The sequence below is a fragment of the Nocardiopsis camelliae genome, assembly GCF_028993595.1.
In the GTDB taxonomy this organism is placed as follows: domain Bacteria; phylum Actinomycetota; class Actinomycetes; order Streptosporangiales; family Streptosporangiaceae; genus Nocardiopsis; species Nocardiopsis dassonvillei.
This window is the reverse complement of record NZ_CP118614.1, coordinates 1,180,266-1,198,757: the sequence shown is the minus strand read 5'-3', so window position 1 is coordinate 1,198,757 and position 18,492 is coordinate 1,180,266. Positions and strand designations below refer to the sequence as shown.

At 75.1% G+C, this 18,492-nt stretch carries 16 protein-coding genes and 1 tRNA gene; 7 read left to right on the top strand and 10 right to left on the bottom strand.

Annotated features, from left to right (window positions below; translation table 11 throughout):
* Nucleotides 1-97: 97 nt before the first annotated feature.
* From PV789_RS05515 to PV789_RS05500, 4 genes are all read right to left on the bottom strand, one after another.
* On the bottom strand, nucleotides 98-1,384 hold the full coding sequence (locus PV789_RS05515) for a homoserine dehydrogenase (RefSeq protein WP_274976427.1): 1,287 nt from the start codon (nucleotides 1,382-1,384) through the stop codon (nucleotides 98-100).
* A gap of 68 nt (nucleotides 1,385-1,452) precedes the next feature.
* The gene (gene lysA, locus PV789_RS05510; protein WP_274976426.1) at nucleotides 1,453-2,838 is read right to left on the bottom strand and encodes a diaminopimelate decarboxylase; all 1,386 of its coding nucleotides are present in this window, start codon (nucleotides 2,836-2,838) and stop codon (nucleotides 1,453-1,455) included.
* Nucleotides 2,839-2,952: 114 nt separating this feature from the next.
* Nucleotides 2,953-4,038 (bottom strand): DALR anticodon-binding domain-containing protein, encoded by a 1,086-nt coding sequence (locus tag PV789_RS05505; RefSeq protein ID WP_274976425.1) that lies wholly within the window; start codon nucleotides 4,036-4,038, stop codon nucleotides 2,953-2,955.
* Nucleotides 4,035-4,421 (bottom strand): response regulator, encoded by a 387-nt coding sequence (locus PV789_RS05500; protein WP_274976424.1) that lies wholly within the window; start codon nucleotides 4,419-4,421, stop codon nucleotides 4,035-4,037. Before PV789_RS05500 ends, PV789_RS05505 begins: the two co-directional genes overlap by 4 nt.
* A gap of 130 nt (nucleotides 4,422-4,551) precedes the next feature.
* Between PV789_RS05500 and PV789_RS05495 the strand changes: the two genes are divergently transcribed.
* Nucleotides 4,552-4,623: transfer RNA gene (locus tag PV789_RS05495), tRNA-Arg, on the top strand.
* A 281-nt stretch (nucleotides 4,624-4,904) separates the two neighbouring features.
* On the opposite strand, the gene PV789_RS05490 is transcribed toward PV789_RS05495, so the two are convergent.
* Nucleotides 4,905-5,606, bottom strand: a complete 702-nt coding sequence (locus PV789_RS05490) for an exonuclease domain-containing protein (protein WP_274976423.1) — start codon at nucleotides 5,604-5,606, stop codon at nucleotides 4,905-4,907.
* A 229-nt stretch (nucleotides 5,607-5,835) separates the two neighbouring features.
* Here PV789_RS05490 and PV789_RS05485 point away from each other — a divergent pair, with 229 nt between their 5' ends.
* The 3 genes from PV789_RS05485 to PV789_RS05475 all read left to right on the top strand — a co-directional run bounded on the left by PV789_RS05485 (nucleotide 5,836) and on the right by PV789_RS05475 (nucleotide 8,359).
* Nucleotides 5,836-6,354 carry an LURP-one-related/scramblase family protein gene (locus tag PV789_RS05485; protein WP_274976422.1) on the top strand — a complete coding sequence of 173 codons (519 nt, stop codon included), beginning with the start codon at nucleotides 5,836-5,838 and terminating at the stop codon, nucleotides 6,352-6,354.
* A 155-nt stretch (nucleotides 6,355-6,509) separates the two neighbouring features.
* Nucleotides 6,510-7,727 carry a sensor histidine kinase gene (locus PV789_RS05480; protein WP_274976421.1) on the top strand — a complete coding sequence of 406 codons (1,218 nt, stop codon included), beginning with the start codon at nucleotides 6,510-6,512 and terminating at the stop codon, nucleotides 7,725-7,727.
* Nucleotides 7,715-8,359: a LuxR C-terminal-related transcriptional regulator gene (locus tag PV789_RS05475; RefSeq protein WP_013151363.1), complete on the top strand. Its 645-nt coding sequence runs from the start codon at nucleotides 7,715-7,717 to the stop codon at nucleotides 8,357-8,359. Before PV789_RS05480 ends, PV789_RS05475 begins: the two co-directional genes overlap by 13 nt.
* Nucleotides 8,360-8,405: 46 nt before the next feature.
* Here PV789_RS05475 and PV789_RS05470 read toward each other — a convergent pair whose 3' ends face one another.
* From PV789_RS05470 to PV789_RS05455, 4 genes are all read right to left on the bottom strand, one after another.
* Complete coding sequence (locus tag PV789_RS05470) at nucleotides 8,406-9,293, bottom strand: bile acid:sodium symporter family protein (protein WP_274976420.1); 888 nt, start codon at nucleotides 9,291-9,293, stop codon at nucleotides 8,406-8,408.
* Nucleotides 9,294-9,568: 275 nt separating this feature from the next.
* A complete protein-coding gene (locus PV789_RS05465) occupies nucleotides 9,569-10,123 on the bottom strand; it encodes an ATP-binding protein (RefSeq protein WP_274976419.1) in 555 nt (184 codons plus the stop codon).
* 215 nt (nucleotides 10,124-10,338) lie between these two features.
* A complete protein-coding gene (locus PV789_RS05460; protein ID WP_274976418.1) occupies nucleotides 10,339-11,874 on the bottom strand; it encodes a glycerol-3-phosphate dehydrogenase/oxidase in 1,536 nt (511 codons plus the stop codon).
* On the bottom strand, nucleotides 11,871-12,473 hold the full coding sequence (locus tag PV789_RS05455) for a TetR/AcrR family transcriptional regulator (RefSeq protein ID WP_274976417.1): 603 nt from the start codon (nucleotides 12,471-12,473) through the stop codon (nucleotides 11,871-11,873). Before PV789_RS05455 ends, PV789_RS05460 begins: the two co-directional genes overlap by 4 nt.
* A gap of 17 nt (nucleotides 12,474-12,490) precedes the next feature.
* Between PV789_RS05455 and PV789_RS05450 the strand changes: the two genes are divergently transcribed.
* Nucleotides 12,491-14,101 (top strand): FAD-binding oxidoreductase, encoded by a 1,611-nt coding sequence (locus PV789_RS05450; protein WP_274976416.1) that lies wholly within the window; start codon nucleotides 12,491-12,493, stop codon nucleotides 14,099-14,101.
* Nucleotides 14,102-14,151: 50 nt separating this feature from the next.
* On the opposite strand, the gene PV789_RS05445 is transcribed toward PV789_RS05450, so the two are convergent.
* Nucleotides 14,152-15,006, bottom strand: coding sequence for a hypothetical protein (locus PV789_RS05445; RefSeq protein WP_274976415.1), 855 nt, complete (start codon nucleotides 15,004-15,006; stop codon nucleotides 14,152-14,154).
* Nucleotides 15,007-15,236: 230 nt separating this feature from the next.
* On the opposite strand from PV789_RS05445, the gene PV789_RS05440 reads away from it, so the two are divergent.
* Together PV789_RS05440 and PV789_RS05435 are read left to right on the top strand one after the other, a co-directional pair.
* The gene (locus tag PV789_RS05440; RefSeq protein ID WP_274976414.1) at nucleotides 15,237-17,789 is read left to right on the top strand and encodes an ATP-binding protein; all 2,553 of its coding nucleotides are present in this window, start codon (nucleotides 15,237-15,239) and stop codon (nucleotides 17,787-17,789) included.
* On the top strand, nucleotides 17,770-18,465 hold the full coding sequence (locus PV789_RS05435; RefSeq protein ID WP_274976413.1) for a response regulator: 696 nt from the start codon (nucleotides 17,770-17,772) through the stop codon (nucleotides 18,463-18,465). The genes PV789_RS05440 and PV789_RS05435 overlap by 20 nt, the downstream gene beginning before the upstream one ends.
* Nucleotides 18,466-18,492: the final 27 nt, after the last annotated feature.

Below are 18,492 nucleotides of genomic sequence, written 5' to 3'. Positions count from 1 at the left end.
GGTGTCTCATGATACGGACACAGGGATCGGCGGGGCGGGCCGCACGGGTCCCGTGCGGCCCGCCCGGGGTCGCGGCCGTCCGCGGTGCGCGGTCCCCTCAGTCGGCGAAGGTCTCCACGCGCATAACGCTGGCCACCTCGCGCACCATGTCGTGGACGCGCAGGTCCTCGACCGTGGCGCTGAGCGCGGCGTCGGGGGCGGGGTGGCTCACCAGCACCAGCTGGGCGTCGTCCCCGCTGCCCTCCTGGCGCACGTTCTTGATGGACACGCCGTGGTCGGCGAAGATCTCCGCGACCTTGGACAGCACACCGGGGCGGTCCGCCACGTCCAGCGCCACGTGGTAGCTGGTGATGGTCTGGCCCATGTCGTGCACCGGCAGCCCGGTGTCGTGCCCGCCCTCGGCCACCGAGGTGTCGGCGAGGCGGTTGCGCGCCACCGCGACCAGGTCGCCCAGGACCGCGCTGGCGGTGGGGGTGCCCCCCGCACCGGCCCCGTAGAACATCAGGCGGCCCGCGGACTCGGCCTCCACGAACACCGCGTTGTAGGCCTCCTTGACGCTGGCCAGGGGGTGCTCGACCGGGAGCATCACCGGGTGGACGCGCACGCCCACCGACTCGCCGTCCTGCGAGCGCTGGCAGATGGCCAGGAGTTTGACCACGCAGCCCATCGCGCGGGCGCTGGCGATGTCGCCCGCGGACACCCCGGTGATGCCCTCGCGGTGCACGTCGGCGGCGGTCACCCGCTGGGTGTGGAAGGCCAGCCTGGCCAGGATGGCGGCCTTGGCCGCCGCGTCGAAGCCCTCCACGTCAGCGGTGGGGTCGGCCTCGGCGTACCCGAGGGCCTGCGCCTGCTCCAGGGACTCGGTGAACCCGGCGCCCAGGGAGTCCATCCGGTCGAGGATGTAGTTGGTGGTGCCGTTGACGATGCCCAGCACGCGGTTGACCCTGTCCCCCGCGAGCGAGTCGCGCAGGGGCCGCAGCAGCGGGATCGCGCCCGCGACGGAGGCCTCGTAGTACAGGTCCACCCCGGCGTCGCGGGCGGCGGCGTGCAGGGTCTGGCCGTCCTCGGCGAGCAGGGCCTTGTTGGCCGTGACCACGGACTTGCCCGCCTTGATCGCGGCGAGGATCAGCGAGCGGGCCGGTTCGATGCCGCCGATGACCTCCACCACGAGGTCGATGTCGGGACGCGTGGCCAGGGCCGTGGCGTCGGTGGTCAGCAGCGCCGGGTCGACACCGCGGTCGCGGCCCAGGCGGCGCACCGCGATGCCCCCGATCTCGATGGGCGTGCCCACCCGCGCGGCCAGTTCCTCGGACTGCTCGTTGACCAGGCGGACGACTTCCGAGCCCACCACGCCGCATCCGAGCAGCGCCACCTTCATCGCCATTTGGGCGTGACTCCCACTTCTCTCGTGAATCCTCGTCTCGGGGCGGCCCCGGCCGCCGTCGGGACCGTTCAGCCGACGTCGAGGCGGAGGAGGTCCTCCTCGTTCTCCCTGCGCACGATGACGCGGGAGCTCCCGCCGCGGACCGCGACCATGGCCGGCCGGGGCAGGTGGTTGTAGTTGCTCGCCATGGAGTAGCAGTAGGCCCCGGTGGCTGCGACGGCCACCAGGTCGCCCGGGCGCAGGTCGGCGGGCAGGTAGAGGTCGTGGACGATGATGTCGCCGCTCTCGCAGTGCTTGCCGACCAGGCGGGACAGCATGGGTTCGGCGTCGCTCTCGCGGGAGACGAGCTGGCTGGTGTACTCCGAGCCGTACAGGGCGGTGCGGATGTTGTCGCTCATGCCGCCGTCGACGCTGACGTAGGTGCGGATGCCCTCGACGTCCTTGACGGTACCGACCTCGTAGACGGTGATCCCCGCCGGGCCCGCGATGGCGCGGCCGGGCTCGACCGCGATGCGGGGCACCGGCAGTCCGGCCTCCTCGCACTCGCGGCGCACGATGGAGGTGAGGCTCCCCGCGATGGTCTTGGGGTCCAGGGGGTCGTCGCCGGAGGTGTAGGCGATGCCCAGGCCGCCGCCGAGGTCGAGCTCGGCCAGGGTGACGCCCAGCTCCTCGTGGACCCCGGTGAGGAACCGGGTCACGCGGCGGGCGGCGACCTCGAAGCCGGAGGTGTCGAAGATCTGCGAGCCGATGTGCGAGTGCAGGCCGACGAGTTCCAGGTGCGGGTCGGCCAGGACGCGGCGGACGGCCTCGGCGGCGGCGCCGGTGCTCATCGCGAAGCCGAACTTCTGGTCGTCGTGGGCGGTGGCGACGAACTCGTGGGTGTGCGCCTCCACGCCGGTGGTGACGCGGATGAGGACCTTGGGCCGCGCGCCGAGTTCGGCGGCGATCGCGCCGAGGCGCCCGATCTCGTCGAGGGAGTCGATGATGACGCGGCCCACCCCGGCCTCGACGGCGCGGCGCAGCTCGGCGGCGGACTTGTTGTTGCCGTGCATGCCGATGCGCTCGGCGGGGACCCCGGCGGCCAGGGCGACGGTGAGTTCGCCTCCCGAGCACACGTCGAGCTTGAGCCCCTCCTCGTTGACCCAGCGCGCGACGGCCTTCGTCAGCAGGGCCTTGCCCGCGTAGTAGACGTCGGCGTCGGAGAAGGCGGTGCGGTAGTCGCGGGCGCGGCCCCGGAAGTCCTCCTCGTCCATGACGAAGAGCGGCGTGCCGTGGGCGGCGGCGAGTTCGCGCACGCCGACGCCGCCGACGGTGAGTTCACCGTCCGCTCGGCGCGCGGTGGCGGGCCACACGCGCGGGTCGAGGGCGTTGAGGTCCTCGGGCGGCAGCGGCGGGTTGTCCTCCGGCAGGATCTCCGCGTGGCGGGAACCGGCGGGGTGGGCGTAGCGGCTCATGATCGGCTTTCGGCTGGGGCTGTACGGCTGTGCGGGTCGGCGGCACCCCCCATTGTCCACCGAACCGATCGGAACACCAGGGACGGGTGGGGCCCACCGGGGGGCGCGGAGCGTCTACAGCCTTGTGGGCGCTGACACCCCGAGCAGGAGGAGTCCGGCTCCGAGGATCCCGGCGACGGCCGCCGGCAGGGCCGGGTCCGCGGCGGTCCGCTCAGAGGCTTCGGGGACCGCGGCGGAACACGTCCGCCACTCATCGTAGGCACTGGTCAGCGCCTCCAGGTATCGGACCAGGATATGGGGTTCCTCTCGGCGGGCGGCCGTGTCCAGGACGCTGGGGCCGTCGAAGGTGAGGCCGCGCACGGCGGCGGTGCGGTCGGGGTCGGCCGCGGGGTGCGGCGCGCCCTCGGCGGTCCAGCGCACGAGGCTGGTCGCGTGGGCGTGGGCGTAGCGCATCCGGAAGGCGGGGTTGGCGTCGGTCAGGCGCGCCCAGGCCCCGGGGTACTCGGCGGAGGGCAGCACCGGCAGGTCGCGCCCGGTGGTCTCGGTCCCGCGCGGGCGTTCGGGCACCGAGCGGCAGAAGGCGACGCGCGCGCTGTCCTCGCCGACCGCGCCGAGGGCGCGCGCGGCGGGGGTGAGCAGTTCCCGGTGCCCGCCGTCGAGGTAGGGGTCGCGCCAGGTGGCCCCGCCGGGTGCGGGCGGAGGGGTCCGGGGGCCGACGGCCAGGGCGATGCGGGCGCGGGCGTCGGTGCGGGCGAGCCTGCGGGCCTGGGCGACCGGCCCGGCCTCGTGCAGGGCGGAGGCCGGCCACTCCCCTTCGCCGTCCCAGTCCCGGCCGGTGAGGAAGCGGGGCCCGTCGGCCGCCGCGGCGAGCAGGGCGTCGCGCTGGCGGCCGGTGAAGGTGACGTTGAGGAAGCCGCGGCCGTCGCCGGTGACGCGGTCGAAGTCCACCAGGCCCTCGTCGCGCATGGCCGAGAGTTCGGCGGCGACGCGGTCGCGGACCTCGGCGCGGCGGTCCCCCCGGCGGTCGGGCTCCCGGCCTCCGGAGCCGCCCGCCAGGCGGGGCGGCAGGGCGGTGGCGGCGTCGGCGCCCCCGTCCGCGTGGTCGTTGCGGGGCCACACGAAGGGGATCGCGTCCGGGGCCAGGTCCAGGGCCCGCGCGGCGGCCGTGCGGACGGCGGCCTCCAGTTGTCCGGGGGTCACTCCGGGTCCCTGTCGACCAGGCTCCGGATGATGTCGATGAGCACGTCGGGGTCGAAGGGCTTGGTGAGGTAGGCGTCCATACCGACGCGCCTGCCGCGCTGGTGGTCCGTCTCCTGGGTGCGCGCGGTGACCATGATGATGGGGCGGTCGCGGGTGCGGGCGTCGGCGCGCAGGCGCTCGACGGCCGTCCAGCCGTCCACACGGGGCATCATGACGTCCATCGTGACCACGTGCGGGTCGATGTGCGCGGCGCGGTCGAGGCAGTCCTGGCCGTCCACGGCGGTGAACACCTCGAACCCCTCCAGTTCGAGGTTGAGGCGGATGAGCTCGCGGATGACGTCGTCGTCCTCGACGACGAGAACCCGTGTGGGTAGGGCGTTCACGGGCGCGACACTACCGCCGCCGGGCGACACGGCACCACCGGAACGCGTTCATCGCAGGGCCGGGCCGGTCGCGGCGGTGACGGATGGACGAAGGACGGCGCGATCCTGCTAGAGTTGTTCACGCAAGCCAGCCCCCTTAGCTCAGGGGATAGAGCATCGGCCTCCGGAGCCGGGTGCGCAGGTTCGAATCCTGCAGGGGGCACATCACAGCGGACCAGCGGGATCTCCCGGCTGGCCGACCGGAACGACGCCGACCGCCGCGGTCGGCGTTCTTCGTTTTCCGCCACCTGGGACCGCGTCCGCCGAGTTCACCCCGGGATCGCGGCGGGCAGGGCGCACGGCGGACAGGACGCGCGACGCCATGAGGGGCGGGTCACCGGGAGTTCCCGGTGCCCCGCCCCTCGTGTCCGGGCCGTCCGCGGTCCGGGCCGTCCGCGGTCCGGGCCGCCGGTGGCCGTCCGGCCGCGGCGGTGCGGCGGGCGGTCAGGCCGGGCCGGGCAGCGGCCAGGAGCCGTCCACGACCGCCTCGGGGTCCCTGCGCCGCAGGTACTCCTGGAAGCTCGTGGCCTGTTCGGCCTTCCAGGCGGCCTGCGCGGCGTGCAGGTCGTCGATGTCCATGGCCGCCAGTTCGGGGTGGGCGGCGGCGAGCTTCCAGGCCAGCCGGGCGGCGGCGAGCGCGTCCGCGGCGGCCCCGTGCGCCTGGTCGGCGTCCAGGCGCACGCCGTGGTGGGCGCACACGTCGACCAGCTTGCGCGAGCCGCGCCGGAAGGTGTCGAAGCGCTTGTCGATCACCAAGGGGTCCAGGACGCGCAGCATCCCGTCGAAGCGCGCCCCGGCGTCGTGGCGCCGGAGCTCGGCGGAGAGCAGGCCCAGGTCGTAGGGGGCGTTGTAGACCACCACCGGCAGCCCGTCCACGGCGGCCTTCTCCAGGGCGGCGCCGATCTCGGGCACCGCCTCGGCGGCGGGACGGCCGTGCTCGCGGGCGTGCTCGGTGGTGATGTGGTGGATGTCGGTGGCCTCCCGGGGGATCTCGATCCCGGGGTCGATGAGCCAGGTCGTCACCTCCTTGGTGCGGGCCGCGGGGTCGATGCGCCACAGGGCGGCGGTGACGATCCGGTCGTTGCCGGTGTCCAGGCCGGTGGACTCGGTGTCGAACGCGGCCATGGGCCGGGTGTGCCAGGTCATGGGGACCTTTCCGGGTCGGGATGTGCCCATAGGTACCCGCTCCGGCGCGTGTTGTGCCGCAGCGGGCGGACTTTCGCGGGCGCGGCCCCTCCCGCGGACGGTGTCGGCGCGGGACCCGCCGCGCGGTCCGCGGGCCGGTACCCGCCCGGCGCGGCGCCGCCCGGGAGGCGTTGTCCACAGGCGCGGGCGGCCTCTGGTGCGGCGGGCGCGCGTGCCCTAACTTCGGAGCATGAAGTTCCTGGTACGCGAACGCGTTTTCGACATCGGTGACGACTACTGGGTGACCGACGAGGCGGGTGAGAAGGTCTTCCTCGTGGACGGCAAGGCGCTGCGGCTGCGCACGACCTTCGAGCTCAAGGACACCGGCGGCACCGTCCTCGCCGTCATCCGCAAGAAGCTGTTCAGACTGCGCGACCAGATGAGGGTCGAGCGGGAGGGCGGCACCACCGCCACCGTCCGCAAGCGCCTGGTCAACCCGCTGCGCGACAAGCTCGTGGTGGAGGTGGAGGGCGCGCCGGACTGGGAGGTCACCGGGGACTTCCTCGACAAGGAGTACGTGATCAGCGACGAGCACGGCACCGTCGCGCACGTGTCCCGCAAGTGGTTCCGTGTCCTGGACACCTACGCGGTGGACGTGAACACCCACCGCGCCGACATCGCCGGGGACCCCGCGCTGGTGATCAGCGTGGCGGTGGCCGTGGACTCCCTCACCCGCGACGAGGACGACGAGGAGGGGCCGGGGGACTGAGCCGGGGCGACCTCCTCGTGCCAGACCGCGAACGCCTCGGCCGGGTCGCCCGCCACGCCGCCGAGGCCGGAGAGGGTGGCTGGCTGTAGTGCCCGGGGTGTCCGCGATGGACCAGACTGTCGGTGGTCGACGGGCGAGACGAAGGGACGGCGGGCATGGGCGCGGTCTGGAGGCGGGCGCTGAGGGCCAGCACGTACCTGCTGGTGGTCCTGGGCTCGGGACTGGTGACGCTGGCGATGCTGCCGCTGACCCTGGCCGTGGCGCTGACCATCCCCCTCGGGGGGCTGGGGTTCGTGCTGCTCCCTCGCTGGGTGGGGCTCCTGGGCCGGTGGGCCTCCTGGCACCAGCGGTGGGCGTCCCGCTTCCTGGGCGTGCCGGTCCCGCGCGTGGGCGGGCGTGAGGCGTCCGGCTTCCGGGAGCTGTGGGGGCGTCCGTCCACCCGCCGCGTCCTGCTGTGGCTGCCCGCGTTCGCGCCCACCAGCACCGTACTGGGGCTCGTGGGGCTGCTGGCCCTCGCGATGCCGCTGAGCGCGCCGCAGTACCTGTTCTGGTGGGCGGTCCCGCGAGAGGAGCCGTTGCAGCTCCTGTGGCTCCCCGTGCTGGACTGGGGCACCGCGCTGGTCACCGGGGTCGCCTACGCGGTGATCGGGTGCGGGCTGGGCCTGGGCGCGGCCGTCCCGGCGGCCCGGGCCCACGCCCGCATGACCCTCGCGCTGCTGGCCCCCACCGAGGCGGAGCTGCTGGCGGCCCGGGTGGACGAGCTGAGCCGCACGCGCGCCGACGTGGTGGACGCGCACGGCGCGGAGCTGCGCCGGATCGAGCGCGACCTGCACGACGGCACCCAGGCGCGGCTGGTGGCGATCGCGATGCAGCTGGGCGTGGCGCGGGAGGCGGTGGAGAACCCGGCCGTGGCCGCGCTGCTCCGCAACGCCCACGAGGGCGCCGAGGAGGCGATGGCCGAGCTGCGCGAGGTGATCCAGGGCATCTACCCGCCGATCCTGGCCGACCGGGGCCTGTCCGGGGCGCTGACCGCGCTGGCCGCCCGCACCACCGTCCCCACCCGCCTGGACGTGGGCGAGCTGGGTGAGCTCCCGGTGGCGGTGGAGACCGCGGCCTACTTCGTGGTCACCGAGTCGGTCACCAACGCGGTCAAGCACAGCGGGGCCGGGGAGGTCTCCGTGCGCCTGGAGCGGGCGGGCGGCGTGCTGCGGGTGACGGTGCGCGACGACGGCTCGGGCGGGGTGGACGAGGAGCGCGGCAGCGGGGTGCGGGGACTGCGCCGCCGGGTGGCCGCCCTGGACGGTACGGTACGCGTGGACAGCCCGGCGGGCGGGCCGACCGTGATCGACGTGGAGATGCCGTGCGGATCGTGATCGCCGAGGACAACGTGCTGCTGTCGGCGGGTCTGGAGCTGCTGCTCTCCACCAGGGGCTTCGAGGTGGCCGAGGTGGCCGCGGACGCGGCGGCCTTCGCCGACGCCGTGGACCGCCACCGGCCCGACCTGGCCATCGTGGACGTGCGGCTGCCGCCGAACTTCCGCGACGAGGGCATCCACGCGGCGATCGGGGCCCGCCGCAGGCACGAGGCGCTGCCGGTGCTGGTGCTCTCGCAGTACGTGGAGAGGGACTACGCCGGGGAGCTGCTGGCCGACGGCCGCGGCGGGGTGGGTTACCTGCTCAAGGACCGGGTGGGCCGGGTCAGCGAGTTCGTGGACGCGCTGCGGCGGGTGGCCGGGGGCGGCACGGTGATGGACCCGGCGGTGGTGCAGCAGCTGCTGGCCCGCCGGGTCCGCGACCCCCTGGAGTCGCTCACCCGGCGCGAGAACGAGGTCCTGGCGCTGATGGCGGAGGGGCTCGACAACGGGGAGATCGCCGAGCGGATCGTGGTCACCGAGAACGCGGTGCACAAGCACGTCGGCAACATCTTCGCGAAGCTGGGGCTCTCGCCCTCCGACAGCGGGCACCGCCGGGTGCGCGCGGTGCTCGCCTACCTCGACAGCAGGTGAGCGGCCCCGGCCCGGTCCTGTGGGGCGGCACCCGGCGGGGAGCGGGTCAGCGGCCGGGCGCCGGGGCCTCCTCCCGGGTTGCCCCGCGGGTGACCAGCAGGCCGGTGGCGGCCGCGGTGAAGAACATCAGCACGCCGTACACCGCGGACGGGACGGCGATCTCGGTGCTGCCGAGCAGGGCCGGGCTGAGCGCGATGGCCAGGGACAGCGTGGTGTTGTGCAGGCCGATCTCCATGCAGGAGGCGATCGCCTCGGGGCGGCCGGTGCCCAGGGCGCGCGGCGCCCAGTAGCCGATGGTGAGGCTGGCGATGTTGAACAGCAGCACCATCAGTCCCACGGACACGATGTAGTCGCCGATGTTGTCGAGTTCCTGGTAGAGCGCGACGGCGATGACGCCGAACAGCACCGCGACGGAGGCGATCTTGACCGGCATCTCCATGCGCCGGGCGAAGGCGTCCGCCCGCGCCCTGACGAGCATGCCGACCGCGACGGGGACCAGGATGACCGCGAACACCTGGAGGACCTTGCCGACCTGGAGGCCGAGGGTGTCGCCGTCGCCCATGAAGCGGGCGATGGCCAGGTTGGTGATCAGCGGCAGGGTGACCATGGCGGTGAGGGAGTTGAGCGCCGTCAGGGAGATGTTGAGCGCGACGTTGCCGCGGAACAGGTAGCTGTACAGGCTGGCGGTGGTGCCGCCGGGCGAGGCGGCGAGCAGCATCATGCCCACCGCCAGGGCGGGCGGCGGGTCGAAGAGCAGGACGAGGGCGAGGCAGACCAGGGGCAGGACGAGGATCTGGCAGCCCAGGACGAGCGCGACCGTGCCGGGCATCCTGGTCAGTCGGACGAAGTCCCCGACGGTCAGACTCAGGCCGAGGCCGAGCATGATGACGGCGAGTGCCGCCGGGAGCGCGATCGTGGCGATGGTGGAATCCATGGGCGGACACCTCGGGGGCGGGCCGCGCGGGGGGCGCGATCGGGCGGTCGGGGGGAGTGGCCGGCCGTCGCGGACCGCGGAGGTGAGGGCGTCGGCCTGAGGCGCCGCGTGCGGTGTCACGGGGCCCGCGGCCCGTGCGGACCGGGGATCGCGCCGTCCCGTGATCCGCGCCACATGCGGCTACTGGCCAGTATGCTGACACGCCCGCCCCCGGGTGGCAAGAGCGCACGCCCCGTCCGGCTCTCCCCCGCCCCTCTCCCCCCGCCCCGGAGGGCTCAGGCCGCGGGCCAGGAGCTGCCGGTGAGGTCGTAGGCCAGGTGGAACCACACCTTGCGGATGCTGGGGTGGCCGTTGTCGCCCCAGGCGGTGGCGAAGCTGTCGACCAGGGCCAGGCCCCGGCCGTTCTCCGCGGTGAGCCGGTCGCCCTCCAGCGGTCCGGCGCTCAGCGGGCGGTCCTCTCCCGGCTCGGAGCGCGTGGGCCTGCCGTTGTCCCGGCAGACCAGCGTGAGCCCGTTGGGCGCCCGGGTCACCCGCAGCACGAAGGTCTGGCCCTCCTCTCCGGAGCGGCTGTGCCGGATGGCGTTGGTGGCCAGCTCGGTGCCCAGCAGCGAGAAGACGTACCGGTAGTCGCTGTCCCGGGCGGCCGCGCAGGTATCCAGGAAGGCGCGGGCCAGCGGCACGCCGGCGGGCTCCCCGGGGAACTCCCAGTGGCGTTTGGTGAAGGGGACCGGCGGCCGTCCGCTGAAGTAGTGCCGGTACTCGTCGGGCACACCCGTGAGGACGGTGTCCTCGGCCTTGGCCAGAGCCGGCACGGAGACGAGCGTGGGCATGGGAGGACTCCTTCGGCGGGGCGGTTCAGTGGGCAGGCGAACCGGGGGAAGGGGGCGGCTGCGGGAGCGTTCTGGAACCGCCTTCGGGGGAGGGGCGGCGGGAACGGCTACGACCTTACGCGATCAGAACCCTGTGGGACAGGGGATGCGGGTGTGGTGAGTCCCCGAAATCCCGCGCGTTCTCCGGCCCGTCTCCCCCCGACCCGGCCCGCCGTTCAGCCCACGGCCTTGAGCGCCTCCCGCGCGGCGGCCTCGGCCGCGGAGCGCTCGGCGGGGACGAGCCCGACCCTCGTGCGGCGGTCCAGCAGGTCAGCGGCGTCCATGGCCCCCTCGTGGCGCACCCCGAAGCGGAGTTCGGCCCCGGTGACCCCGCGGACGAGGGGGGCGAGCAGCTCCGGGGCGGCGTCGGCCTCGGCCAGCACGGCGGCCGCCTCGGTGCCGTACCTGGCCACCAGGCGGCGCGGGGCGGCCACGGCGTCCAGTTCCTCGCGCGGGGCGGCGCCGACCAGGGGCAGCGCGCGGGTCCGGCAGGGGCCCGCGGACAGCCCGCGGGAGCGCACGGCGGTGTCGACGGCCTGCTCGGCCATGGCGCGGTAGGTGGTGAGCTTGCCGCCGACCACGGTGACGGTGCCGTTCGGAGCGACCGTGACGGCGTGCTCGCGGGACAGGTCGGCGCTTTCCCCGGCCCCGTGCACCAGCGGGCGCAGCCCGGCGAAGGCGCCCAGGACGTCGGCGCGCGCCAGGCGGGTCTCCAGGGCCCGGTTGAACTGGCCCAGCAGGAAGTCCACGTCGCTGTCGGGCGCCTCGGGCACGTCCGGCACGGGGCCGTCCACGGGTTCGTCGGTGAGCCCGGCCAGGACCCGGCCGTCCGGCTGGGGCAGGGCGAACACGAAGCGGCTGGCGCTGCCGTCGATCGGCACGGTGAGCGCGGCCCGGGGGCGGCCCAGGGCGGCGCCGTCGAGCACCAGGTGGCTGCCCCGGCTGGGGCTCAGCCGCACATGGGGGTCGAGCCGGTCGGCGTGGACCCCGGTGGCGTTGACGATCGCGCGCGGGCGCACGGGGACGATCCGGCCCGTCACTCCGTCGCGCAGCACGGCGCCGTCGGCGGCCAGGCTCTCGGCCGAGCAGCGGGTGAGGATACGGGCGCCCTCGCGGGCGGCGGTGCGGGCCAGGGCCACCACGAGGCGGGCGTCGTCCACGAGCTGGCCGTCGAAGGACACGACGCCGCCGAGGAGCCCCCGCCGCGCGACGCCCGGGAGCAGGCGCAGGGTCTGGCGCGGGCCGACCACGCGGGGCCGGGGCAGCACGCCGCCGGGGGTCCCGGCCATGATCCGCAGCAGGTCGCCCGCCCCGGCCCCGGCGCGGACGAACAGGGCGCGCGCGAGCCCGGTCCCCCGGTGGACGGGGACGACCATGGGCAGGGGCCGCACCAGGTGGGGCGCGGTGACCCGCATGAGGACGTCGCGCTCGCGGGCGCTCTCGTAGGCGATGGCGACCTGTCCCCTGGCCAGGTAGCGCAGGCCGCCGTGGACCAGCTTGGAGCTCCAGCGGCTGGTGCCGAAGGCCAGGTCGTGGCGTTCGACCAGGGCGGTGGACAGGCCGCGCGCGGCAGCGTCGAGCGCGACTCCGGCGCCCGTCACTCCCCCGCCGACGACGAGGAGGTCGATCCGGGGGTCGTGTTCCAGCGCGGCGAGGTCGGCCGCGCGCCGGGCGGCGTTGAGGGAGGAGGAGGTGCGGACCGCGGGGTTCATGGGCTCTCCCGGTTCGGCGGGCGGAGGTAGCCGTCCAGGAGGGCGGCGAGCTCGTCGACGAGGCCGGACTCGTCGGTGACGTCGGCGAACAGGCGGCGGGAGGTGACCGTGCCCTGGACCGTGACCAGCACGAGGCGGGCCAGCACCGCGGGATCCCCCGCGCGCACCGACCCGTCGCGCTGGCCCTCGGCCACGACCGGCTCGACCAGTTCGAGGGCCGCGCGGTGGCTGGTGCCCAGCCGCTGGAAGGTGTAGGTGGCCAGGAGCTCGGGCTCGGTGTCCACGATCCGGACGAACAGCGGGTGGGCGAGCAGAGCGCGGGCGACCCCGGCCGCGTGCCGGACCAGCCGGGCGCGCACGTCCTCCCCGGCGGGCCCGCCGGGGCCCTCCCCCTGGTCCGCGAGGATGCGCCGCAGCTCCCGGGTGAGCAGGTCGGCCACGAGCGCGGTCGCGTCGGGCCATCGCCGGTACACGGTGGGGCGGCTCACCCCGGCGCGGCGCGCCACGTCGGTCAGGGTGGTGCGGCGCACCCCGAAGGCCTCGACGCAGGCGCGGGCCGCGTCCAGGATACGGTCTTCAACGTTACGTATTGACGCCATATGTAAAACTGTAGAGCATGACTGACGACACCTCCCCCGGGGCGGCGCCCGAGATGAGCTGGTTCGCGTGGGGCGACCCCGCCCGGGCGCGTGCTCTGGACCCCGGCCTGCGCGAGCTGGTCTCCCAGGTGCTGCGGGCCCCTCTGGCGGACCTGCCCCCCGCCCCCGAGGAGCGGGTGGAGATGCCCCCCTCGCGGCTGGACGGGCGGCTGCGCGGACTGCTCGCCGGTGTGGTCGGGCCCGACCACCTGGACGACGGGGACGCCGCCCGGCTGCGCCACAGCGGCGGCAAGAGCACCCCCGACCTGCTGCTGCGCCGCGCGGGCAGGGCCGACCCCGCGCCGGACGCCGTCCTGTACCCCGCCGACCACGACCAGGTACGGCGCGTCCTGGAGGTGTGCTCGGCCGAGCGCGTGGCCGTGGTGCCCTTCGGCGGCGGCACCAGCGTGGTGGGCGGGGTCGCGCCCCTGCGCGGCGGCCTGCGCGCCGTGGTCAGCCTGGACCTGCGCCGCCTGGACCGGCTGGTGTCGGTGGACACCGAGTCCATGACCGCTGTCCTGGGAGCGGGAGTGCGCACCCCGCGCGCCGAGGCGCTGCTGGCCGAGCACGGGTGCACGCTCGGGCACCTGCCGCAGAGCTACGAGTACGCGAGCGTCGGCGGATACGCGGCCACACGTTCCAGCGGGCAGGCCTCCTCCGGGTACGGCCGCTTCGAGGACATGGTGGTCTCGCTGCGCGCGGCCACCCCGCGCGGCACCCTGGACACGGGCGGCCCGCCCGCCTCGGCGGCCGGGCCGGATTTGGGCCGCCTGCTGCTGGGCTCGGAGGGGACGCTGGGCGTGATCACCGAGGTGGGGCTGCGGATCCGCCGCCGCCCCGAGCGCGTGCTGGACGAGGCGTGGTCCTTCCCCGACTTCGCCACGGGCGTGGACGCGCTGCGGACCCTGGCCCAGTCCGGGATCCGGCCGACCATGGCGCGGGTCCTGGACGAGGCGGAGACCTTCGTCGGAGCGGCGATGGGAGGGCGCGAGGCCGCGCCCGGCTGCCAGGCGGTCCTGGGCTTCGAGGGCACCGGCGCCGAGGTGGGGGTCCGCGCGGCCGCGGCGCGGGAGGCCGTGGCCGGGGCGGGCGGCACCCCGCTGGGGCCCGGGCCGGTGGCGCACTGGCGGGACAACCGGTTCTCCGCGCCCTACCTGCGCGACTCCCTGCTGTCGGCCGGGGTGCTGGCCGAGACCCTGGAGACCGCCGCCCCGTGGAGCGGCCTGCTCCCGCTGTACGCGGCGGTCTCCGGCGCGCTCACCGGGGCGCTGGATGACGGGGAGGGCGGCGCCGTGGTGATGTGCCACGTGTCGCACACCTACCCCACGGGCGCCTCGCTGTACTTCACGGTGGTGACGGCGGCCGGGGCCGCGCCGCTGGAGCGCTGGGGACGGGCCAAGCGGGCCGCCTCGGAGGCGATCGCCGCCAACGGCGGAACGATCACCCACCACCACGCGGTGGGGACCGACCACCTGCCGTGGATGGCCGCGGAGATCGGCCCCCTGGGCGGGGAGGTGCTGCGCGCGGTCAAGGCCGCGCTGGACCCGGAGGGGATCCTGAATCCGGGCAAGCTCATACCCGCCCCGTAGGACGCCCCGCGCCCGGGACCCGGGGGCGGGCGACCGCCCCCGGGCGGGCGTCAGGCCCGTTCCCCCTCGCGGGAGAGCTGGCGCTCCACCCGTCCGGCGAAGTCGGCGAGGAAGTCCAGCGCCCCGGCCTCGCCGACGCCGTCGCCGCCGACGGTGTAGGAGACCGAGACCGTCACGTTGACGGTGGCGAAGAACACCACGCCGTAGGCGTCCGCGTCGCTGTGCTCGTCGCCCTCGACGAGGACCGCGTACCCGGTGTCGCCCGCGGACACGGGACGCCAGTCCAGGACCGCCGTCTCCTGCGCGTGGTGTCCCGCCTCGCGGTCCCGGAGTTCGTCCTCCAGGTCCCCGTGGAGCCTATCGACGGTCTCCCCTCCGTCCTCGTAGTCGAAGAGGGAGACGATGACGTGTACGGGGTAGCCGTCGACGTTCCCGACGCTGCAGCTGAGGTAGCCGAGGAGGCCCTCCTCGTCCAGGTACCCCAGTTCGCCGTCCTCGGCGGCGACGTACTCGCCCTCGGCTCGGGGGCTCTCGGTGCCGGGCACGGAGTCCACCAGCTCGGCGGGCAGCAGCCGTCCGCAGCCGGGCAGTTCCGCGTAGGGGCGGCCGTCGGCGATGTTCCACACCACGACGCCGAGGGAGACCGCCAGCAGGACCGCCGCGGCGGTGCCGCCGACGAGCAGGCCCCTGCGGGGGCGCCGGGGCGGGCCGGGCCGCCCCGGGGTGCCGGGAACCGGCGGCAGCGGCGGCCCCGGGAAGCCTCCCGTGGGCCCCGGGCCGGGCTGCGGCTGCCCGGGATAGACCGGCCGGGGCCGCGGTCCCGGAGGGGGCTGTCCCGGCTGTCCGGGGAAGGGCTCCCCGCCGGGGGGACCGGGGAAAGAACCGTCGTCGGGGGGATAGGTCATCGGCTCCGCGGCGTCGGCCCGTCCGGCGGACGGACGCCGCGCCTCCTCACCAATGCTCGTCGGCCGCGCGCGGCGGCCGGGCACCGCCCCGCCCCCGCGGGGCGGCCGGGCGGGTGCGCCGGGATGTCACCACCAGTATCGCCAACCGGGGCCGCCGCGTCATGCCCGAGGCCGCAACCGGCCCGCCCCGTGGCCCGAACCGGCCGCGGCGGCCCTCGCCTGCCCCGACAATGGATGCCGTGGCACGAGGAAAGCTCCGCATCTACCTGGGATCGGCCCCCGGCGTCGGCACCACGCACAACGCCCTGGCCGAGGCCCGCCGCCGGTCCGAGCGCGGCACCGACGTCGTGGTCGCCGCCGCCCACACCCACCGCCGGGCACGGACCTCCGCGCTCCTGGAGGGCCTGGAGCGGGTTCCACCGCTGCCGTCCGGCTCGGTGGACACCGCGGCCGTGATCGCGCGCGCTCCGCGGACGGCGCTGGTCGACGACCTCGCCCGCGCCAACCCGCCCGGCTCGCCCAACCCCACCCGCTGGCAGGACGTGGAGGAACTGCTGGAGGCGGGCGTCGACGTGCTGTCCACCGTGGGCATCCACCACCTGGAGTCCCTCAACGACGTGGTCCACCAGATCACCGGCGTGCGCCCCCGGCAGACCGTCCCCGACCACGTGGTGCGCCGCGCCGCGGAGGTCGAACTCGTGGACGTCACCCCCCAGGAGCTGCGCCGCAGGATGGCGCGCGGCGACATCCACCCGGCCGAGAGCGTGGACGCGGCCCTGGCCGACTACTACCGGGAGGGCAACCTGGCGGCGCTGCGCGAGCTGGCGCTGCTGTGGACCGCGGACCGGGTGGAGGAGAGCCTGGCCCGCTACCGCGGCGAGCACGAGATCCGGCGGACCTGGGAGGCCCGGGAGCGGGTCGTGGTGGCGCTCACCGGCGGCCCCGAGGGCGAGACGCTGATCCGGCGGGCCGCCCGCGTGGCCGACCGTTCGCGGGGCGGGCACCCCCAGCCCAGCCACCTGCTGGCGGTGCACGTGGTGCCGCCCAACGGCATGGCGCAGGCGCCCACCGACGACCTGCTGCGGCAGCGCAGGCTGCTCGTGGAGCTGGGTGGCACCTACCACCAGGTGGTCGGCAACGACGTTCCGACCGGGCTGCTGGAGTTCGCGCGGGGCGTGCAGGCCACCCAGATCGTGCTGGGGTCCTCGCGCCGCCGCACCTGGCAGTACGTGTTCGGCCCCGGGGTCGGGGCGATCGTGGCGCGCGACTCCGGGGACATCGACGTGCACATCGTCACCCACGAGCGGGTGGGCAGCGGCCGGTGGCCGCTGCCGCCGCCCGGCCGGGGGCTGGGCGAGCACCGCCGGGTGACCGGCTGGTCGCTGGCGCTGCTGGCGCCCACCCTGCTGTCGCTGGTGATGGCGCTGCCCCTGTTCGAGGACGTGGGCGCGGCCTCGGACGCGATGCTCCTGCTGCTGGCCACCGTGGCCACCGCGGCGGTGGGCGGCCTGCGCCCCGCCCTGGTGTCGGCGCTGTGGAGCGCGGTGCTGCTCACCGTGCTGCTGTCCCCGCTGCACGGGCGCCCTCCGGTGTCGCTGGACAACATACTGGCGCTGACCGCGTTCGCCCTGGTGGGGGCACTGGTGGCGATCGTGGTGGAGATGGCGGCGCGCCGGTCGGCGCAGGCCGCGCGCGCCCGGGCCGAGGCCGACGCGGTGACGCTGCTGGCCAGCAGCGTCCTGGCGGGCAAGGAGCCCCTGCAGGCCCTGCTGCGGCGGATCCGGGAGACCTTCGGGCAGCGGTCGGCGACCCTGCTGGAGCGGCTGGACGACGAACGGTGGCGGGCGGCGCACAGCGTCGGCGCCCCGGCGTGCGAGTCCCCCGAGGAGTCCGACGTCCTGGTCTCGATCTCCGACAACCTGGCGCTGGCGCTGCGCGGCCGGGTGCTGCCCGCCGCCGACCGGGGCGTGCTGCGGGCCTTCGCCGCGCACATCGGCATCGCCCTGGAGCACCAGAGGCTGGAGTGGGACGCGGCCGAGGCGCGCGGCCAGGTGGCGGGCAACCGCATCCGCACGGCGCTGCTGGCCGCGGTCTCGCACGACCTGCGCACCCCGCTGACCTCGATCAAGGCGAGCCTGTCGAGCCTGCGCGCCACCGACATCACCCTCACCGAGGAGGACCGCGAGGACCTGCTGGAGACGGTGGAGGAGTCCACCGACCGGCTCAACCGGCTGATCGACAACCTGCTGGACATGAGCCGGGTGCACACCGACAACGTGCGCCCCAAACTCCGCGCGGTGGGCCTGGAGGAGGTCGTGCCCGTCACCCTGCTGGGCCTGCCGCACGAGGCGGTCGTGGTGGACGTGCCCGACCGCCTGCCCCGCGTCCGCGCCGACGCCGGGCTGCTGGAGCGGGCGGTGGCCAACGTGGTCTCCAACGCGGTCCGGTACAACCCGGACCCGCGCCTGCCGGTGCTGGTCTCGGCGAGCGCGCACGGCGACAGCGTCCAGCTGCGCGTGGTGGACCGCGGGCCCGGGGTCTCCGACGAGGGCAAACAGCGCATGTTCGAGGCCTTCCAGCGCCTGGGCGACGCCCCCCAGGGCACGGGGGTGGGTCTGGGCCTGGCGGTCGCGCGTGGTTTCGTTGAGGCGATGCACGGCAGGCTCGACCCCGAGGACACGCCCGGTGGCGGCCTGACCATGGTGTTCACGCTCCGTGCTGTGGAGAAGAGCGAGACGGACACCGGAGACGGGGAGGGGACCGATGCGGGTCCTGGTCGTTGACGACGACATGCAGATCATCCGGGCCATGCGGATCAACCTGCGGGCGCGCGGGCACGACGTGGACACCGCGGCCGACGGGGCGTCCGCGCTGCGGCTGGCCGCGGACAACCACCCCGACGTGGTCCTGCTCGACCTGGGGCTGCCCGACATGGAGGGCATGGAGGTCATACAGCGGCTGCGCGGGTGGTCGCAGGTGCCGATCATCGTGCTGTCGGCGCGGCACTCGGCCGGGGAGAAGGTGCGCTGCCTGGACTCGGGCGCCGACGACTACGTCACCAAACCGTTCGGGATGGACGAGCTGCTCGCCCGCATGCGCGCGGCGGAGCGGCGGTCGTTGCGCGTGGACGAGGCCCCGGTGGTGCGCACGCCCTCCTTCACCGTGGACCTGGGCGCCAAACGGGTGCTGCGGGAGGGCGAGGAGGTCCGGCTCACCCCGACGGAGTGGCACATCCTGGAGATCCTGGCCCGGCACGCGGGCCAACTGGTCAGCCAGCGCCAACTGCTGCACGACGTGTGGGGCCCGGCCTACCAGAGCGAGACCAACTACCTGCGGGTGTACATGGCGCAGTTGCGCCGCAAGCTGGAGCCCGACCCGGCGTGCCCGCGTTACCTGATCACGGAGGCGGGCCGGGGCTACCGCTTCGAGAGGGCCGGCTCGGCCCAGCCGGGGGGCTGAACCCGTCGGCGCGTGCCGGGACGGCCG

Excerpts from the sequence above, each read along its gene's own strand:
- PV789_RS05515 (WP_274976427.1), bottom strand. The coding sequence starts at position 1,384 with ATGGCGATGAAGGTGGCGCTGCTCGGATGCGGCGTGGTGGGCTCGGAA.
- lysA (WP_274976426.1), bottom strand. The coding sequence starts at position 2,838 with ATGAGCCGCTACGCCCACCCCGCCGGTTCCCGCCACGCGGAGATCCTG.
- PV789_RS05490 (WP_274976423.1), bottom strand. The coding sequence starts at position 5,606 with ATGACCTGGCACACCCGGCCCATGGCCGCGTTCGACACCGAGTCCACC.
- PV789_RS05485 (WP_274976422.1), top strand. The coding sequence starts at position 5,836 with ATGAAGTTCCTGGTACGCGAACGCGTTTTCGACATCGGTGACGACTAC.
- PV789_RS05480 (WP_274976421.1), top strand. The coding sequence starts at position 6,510 with ATGGGCGCGGTCTGGAGGCGGGCGCTGAGGGCCAGCACGTACCTGCTG.
- PV789_RS05470 (WP_274976420.1), bottom strand. The coding sequence starts at position 9,293 with ATGGATTCCACCATCGCCACGATCGCGCTCCCGGCGGCACTCGCCGTC.
- PV789_RS05465 (WP_274976419.1), bottom strand. The coding sequence starts at position 10,123 with ATGCCCACGCTCGTCTCCGTGCCGGCTCTGGCCAAGGCCGAGGACACC.
- PV789_RS05460 (WP_274976418.1), bottom strand. The coding sequence starts at position 11,874 with ATGAACCCCGCGGTCCGCACCTCCTCCTCCCTCAACGCCGCCCGGCGC.
- PV789_RS05455 (WP_274976417.1), bottom strand. The coding sequence starts at position 12,473 with ATGGCGTCAATACGTAACGTTGAAGACCGTATCCTGGACGCGGCCCGC.
- PV789_RS05450 (WP_274976416.1), top strand. The coding sequence starts at position 12,491 with ATGACTGACGACACCTCCCCCGGGGCGGCGCCCGAGATGAGCTGGTTC.
- PV789_RS05445 (WP_274976415.1), bottom strand. The coding sequence starts at position 15,006 with ATGACCTATCCCCCCGACGACGGTTCTTTCCCCGGTCCCCCCGGCGGG.
- PV789_RS05440 (WP_274976414.1), top strand. The coding sequence starts at position 15,237 with ATGGATGCCGTGGCACGAGGAAAGCTCCGCATCTACCTGGGATCGGCC.
- PV789_RS05435 (WP_274976413.1), top strand. The coding sequence starts at position 17,770 with ATGCGGGTCCTGGTCGTTGACGACGACATGCAGATCATCCGGGCCATG.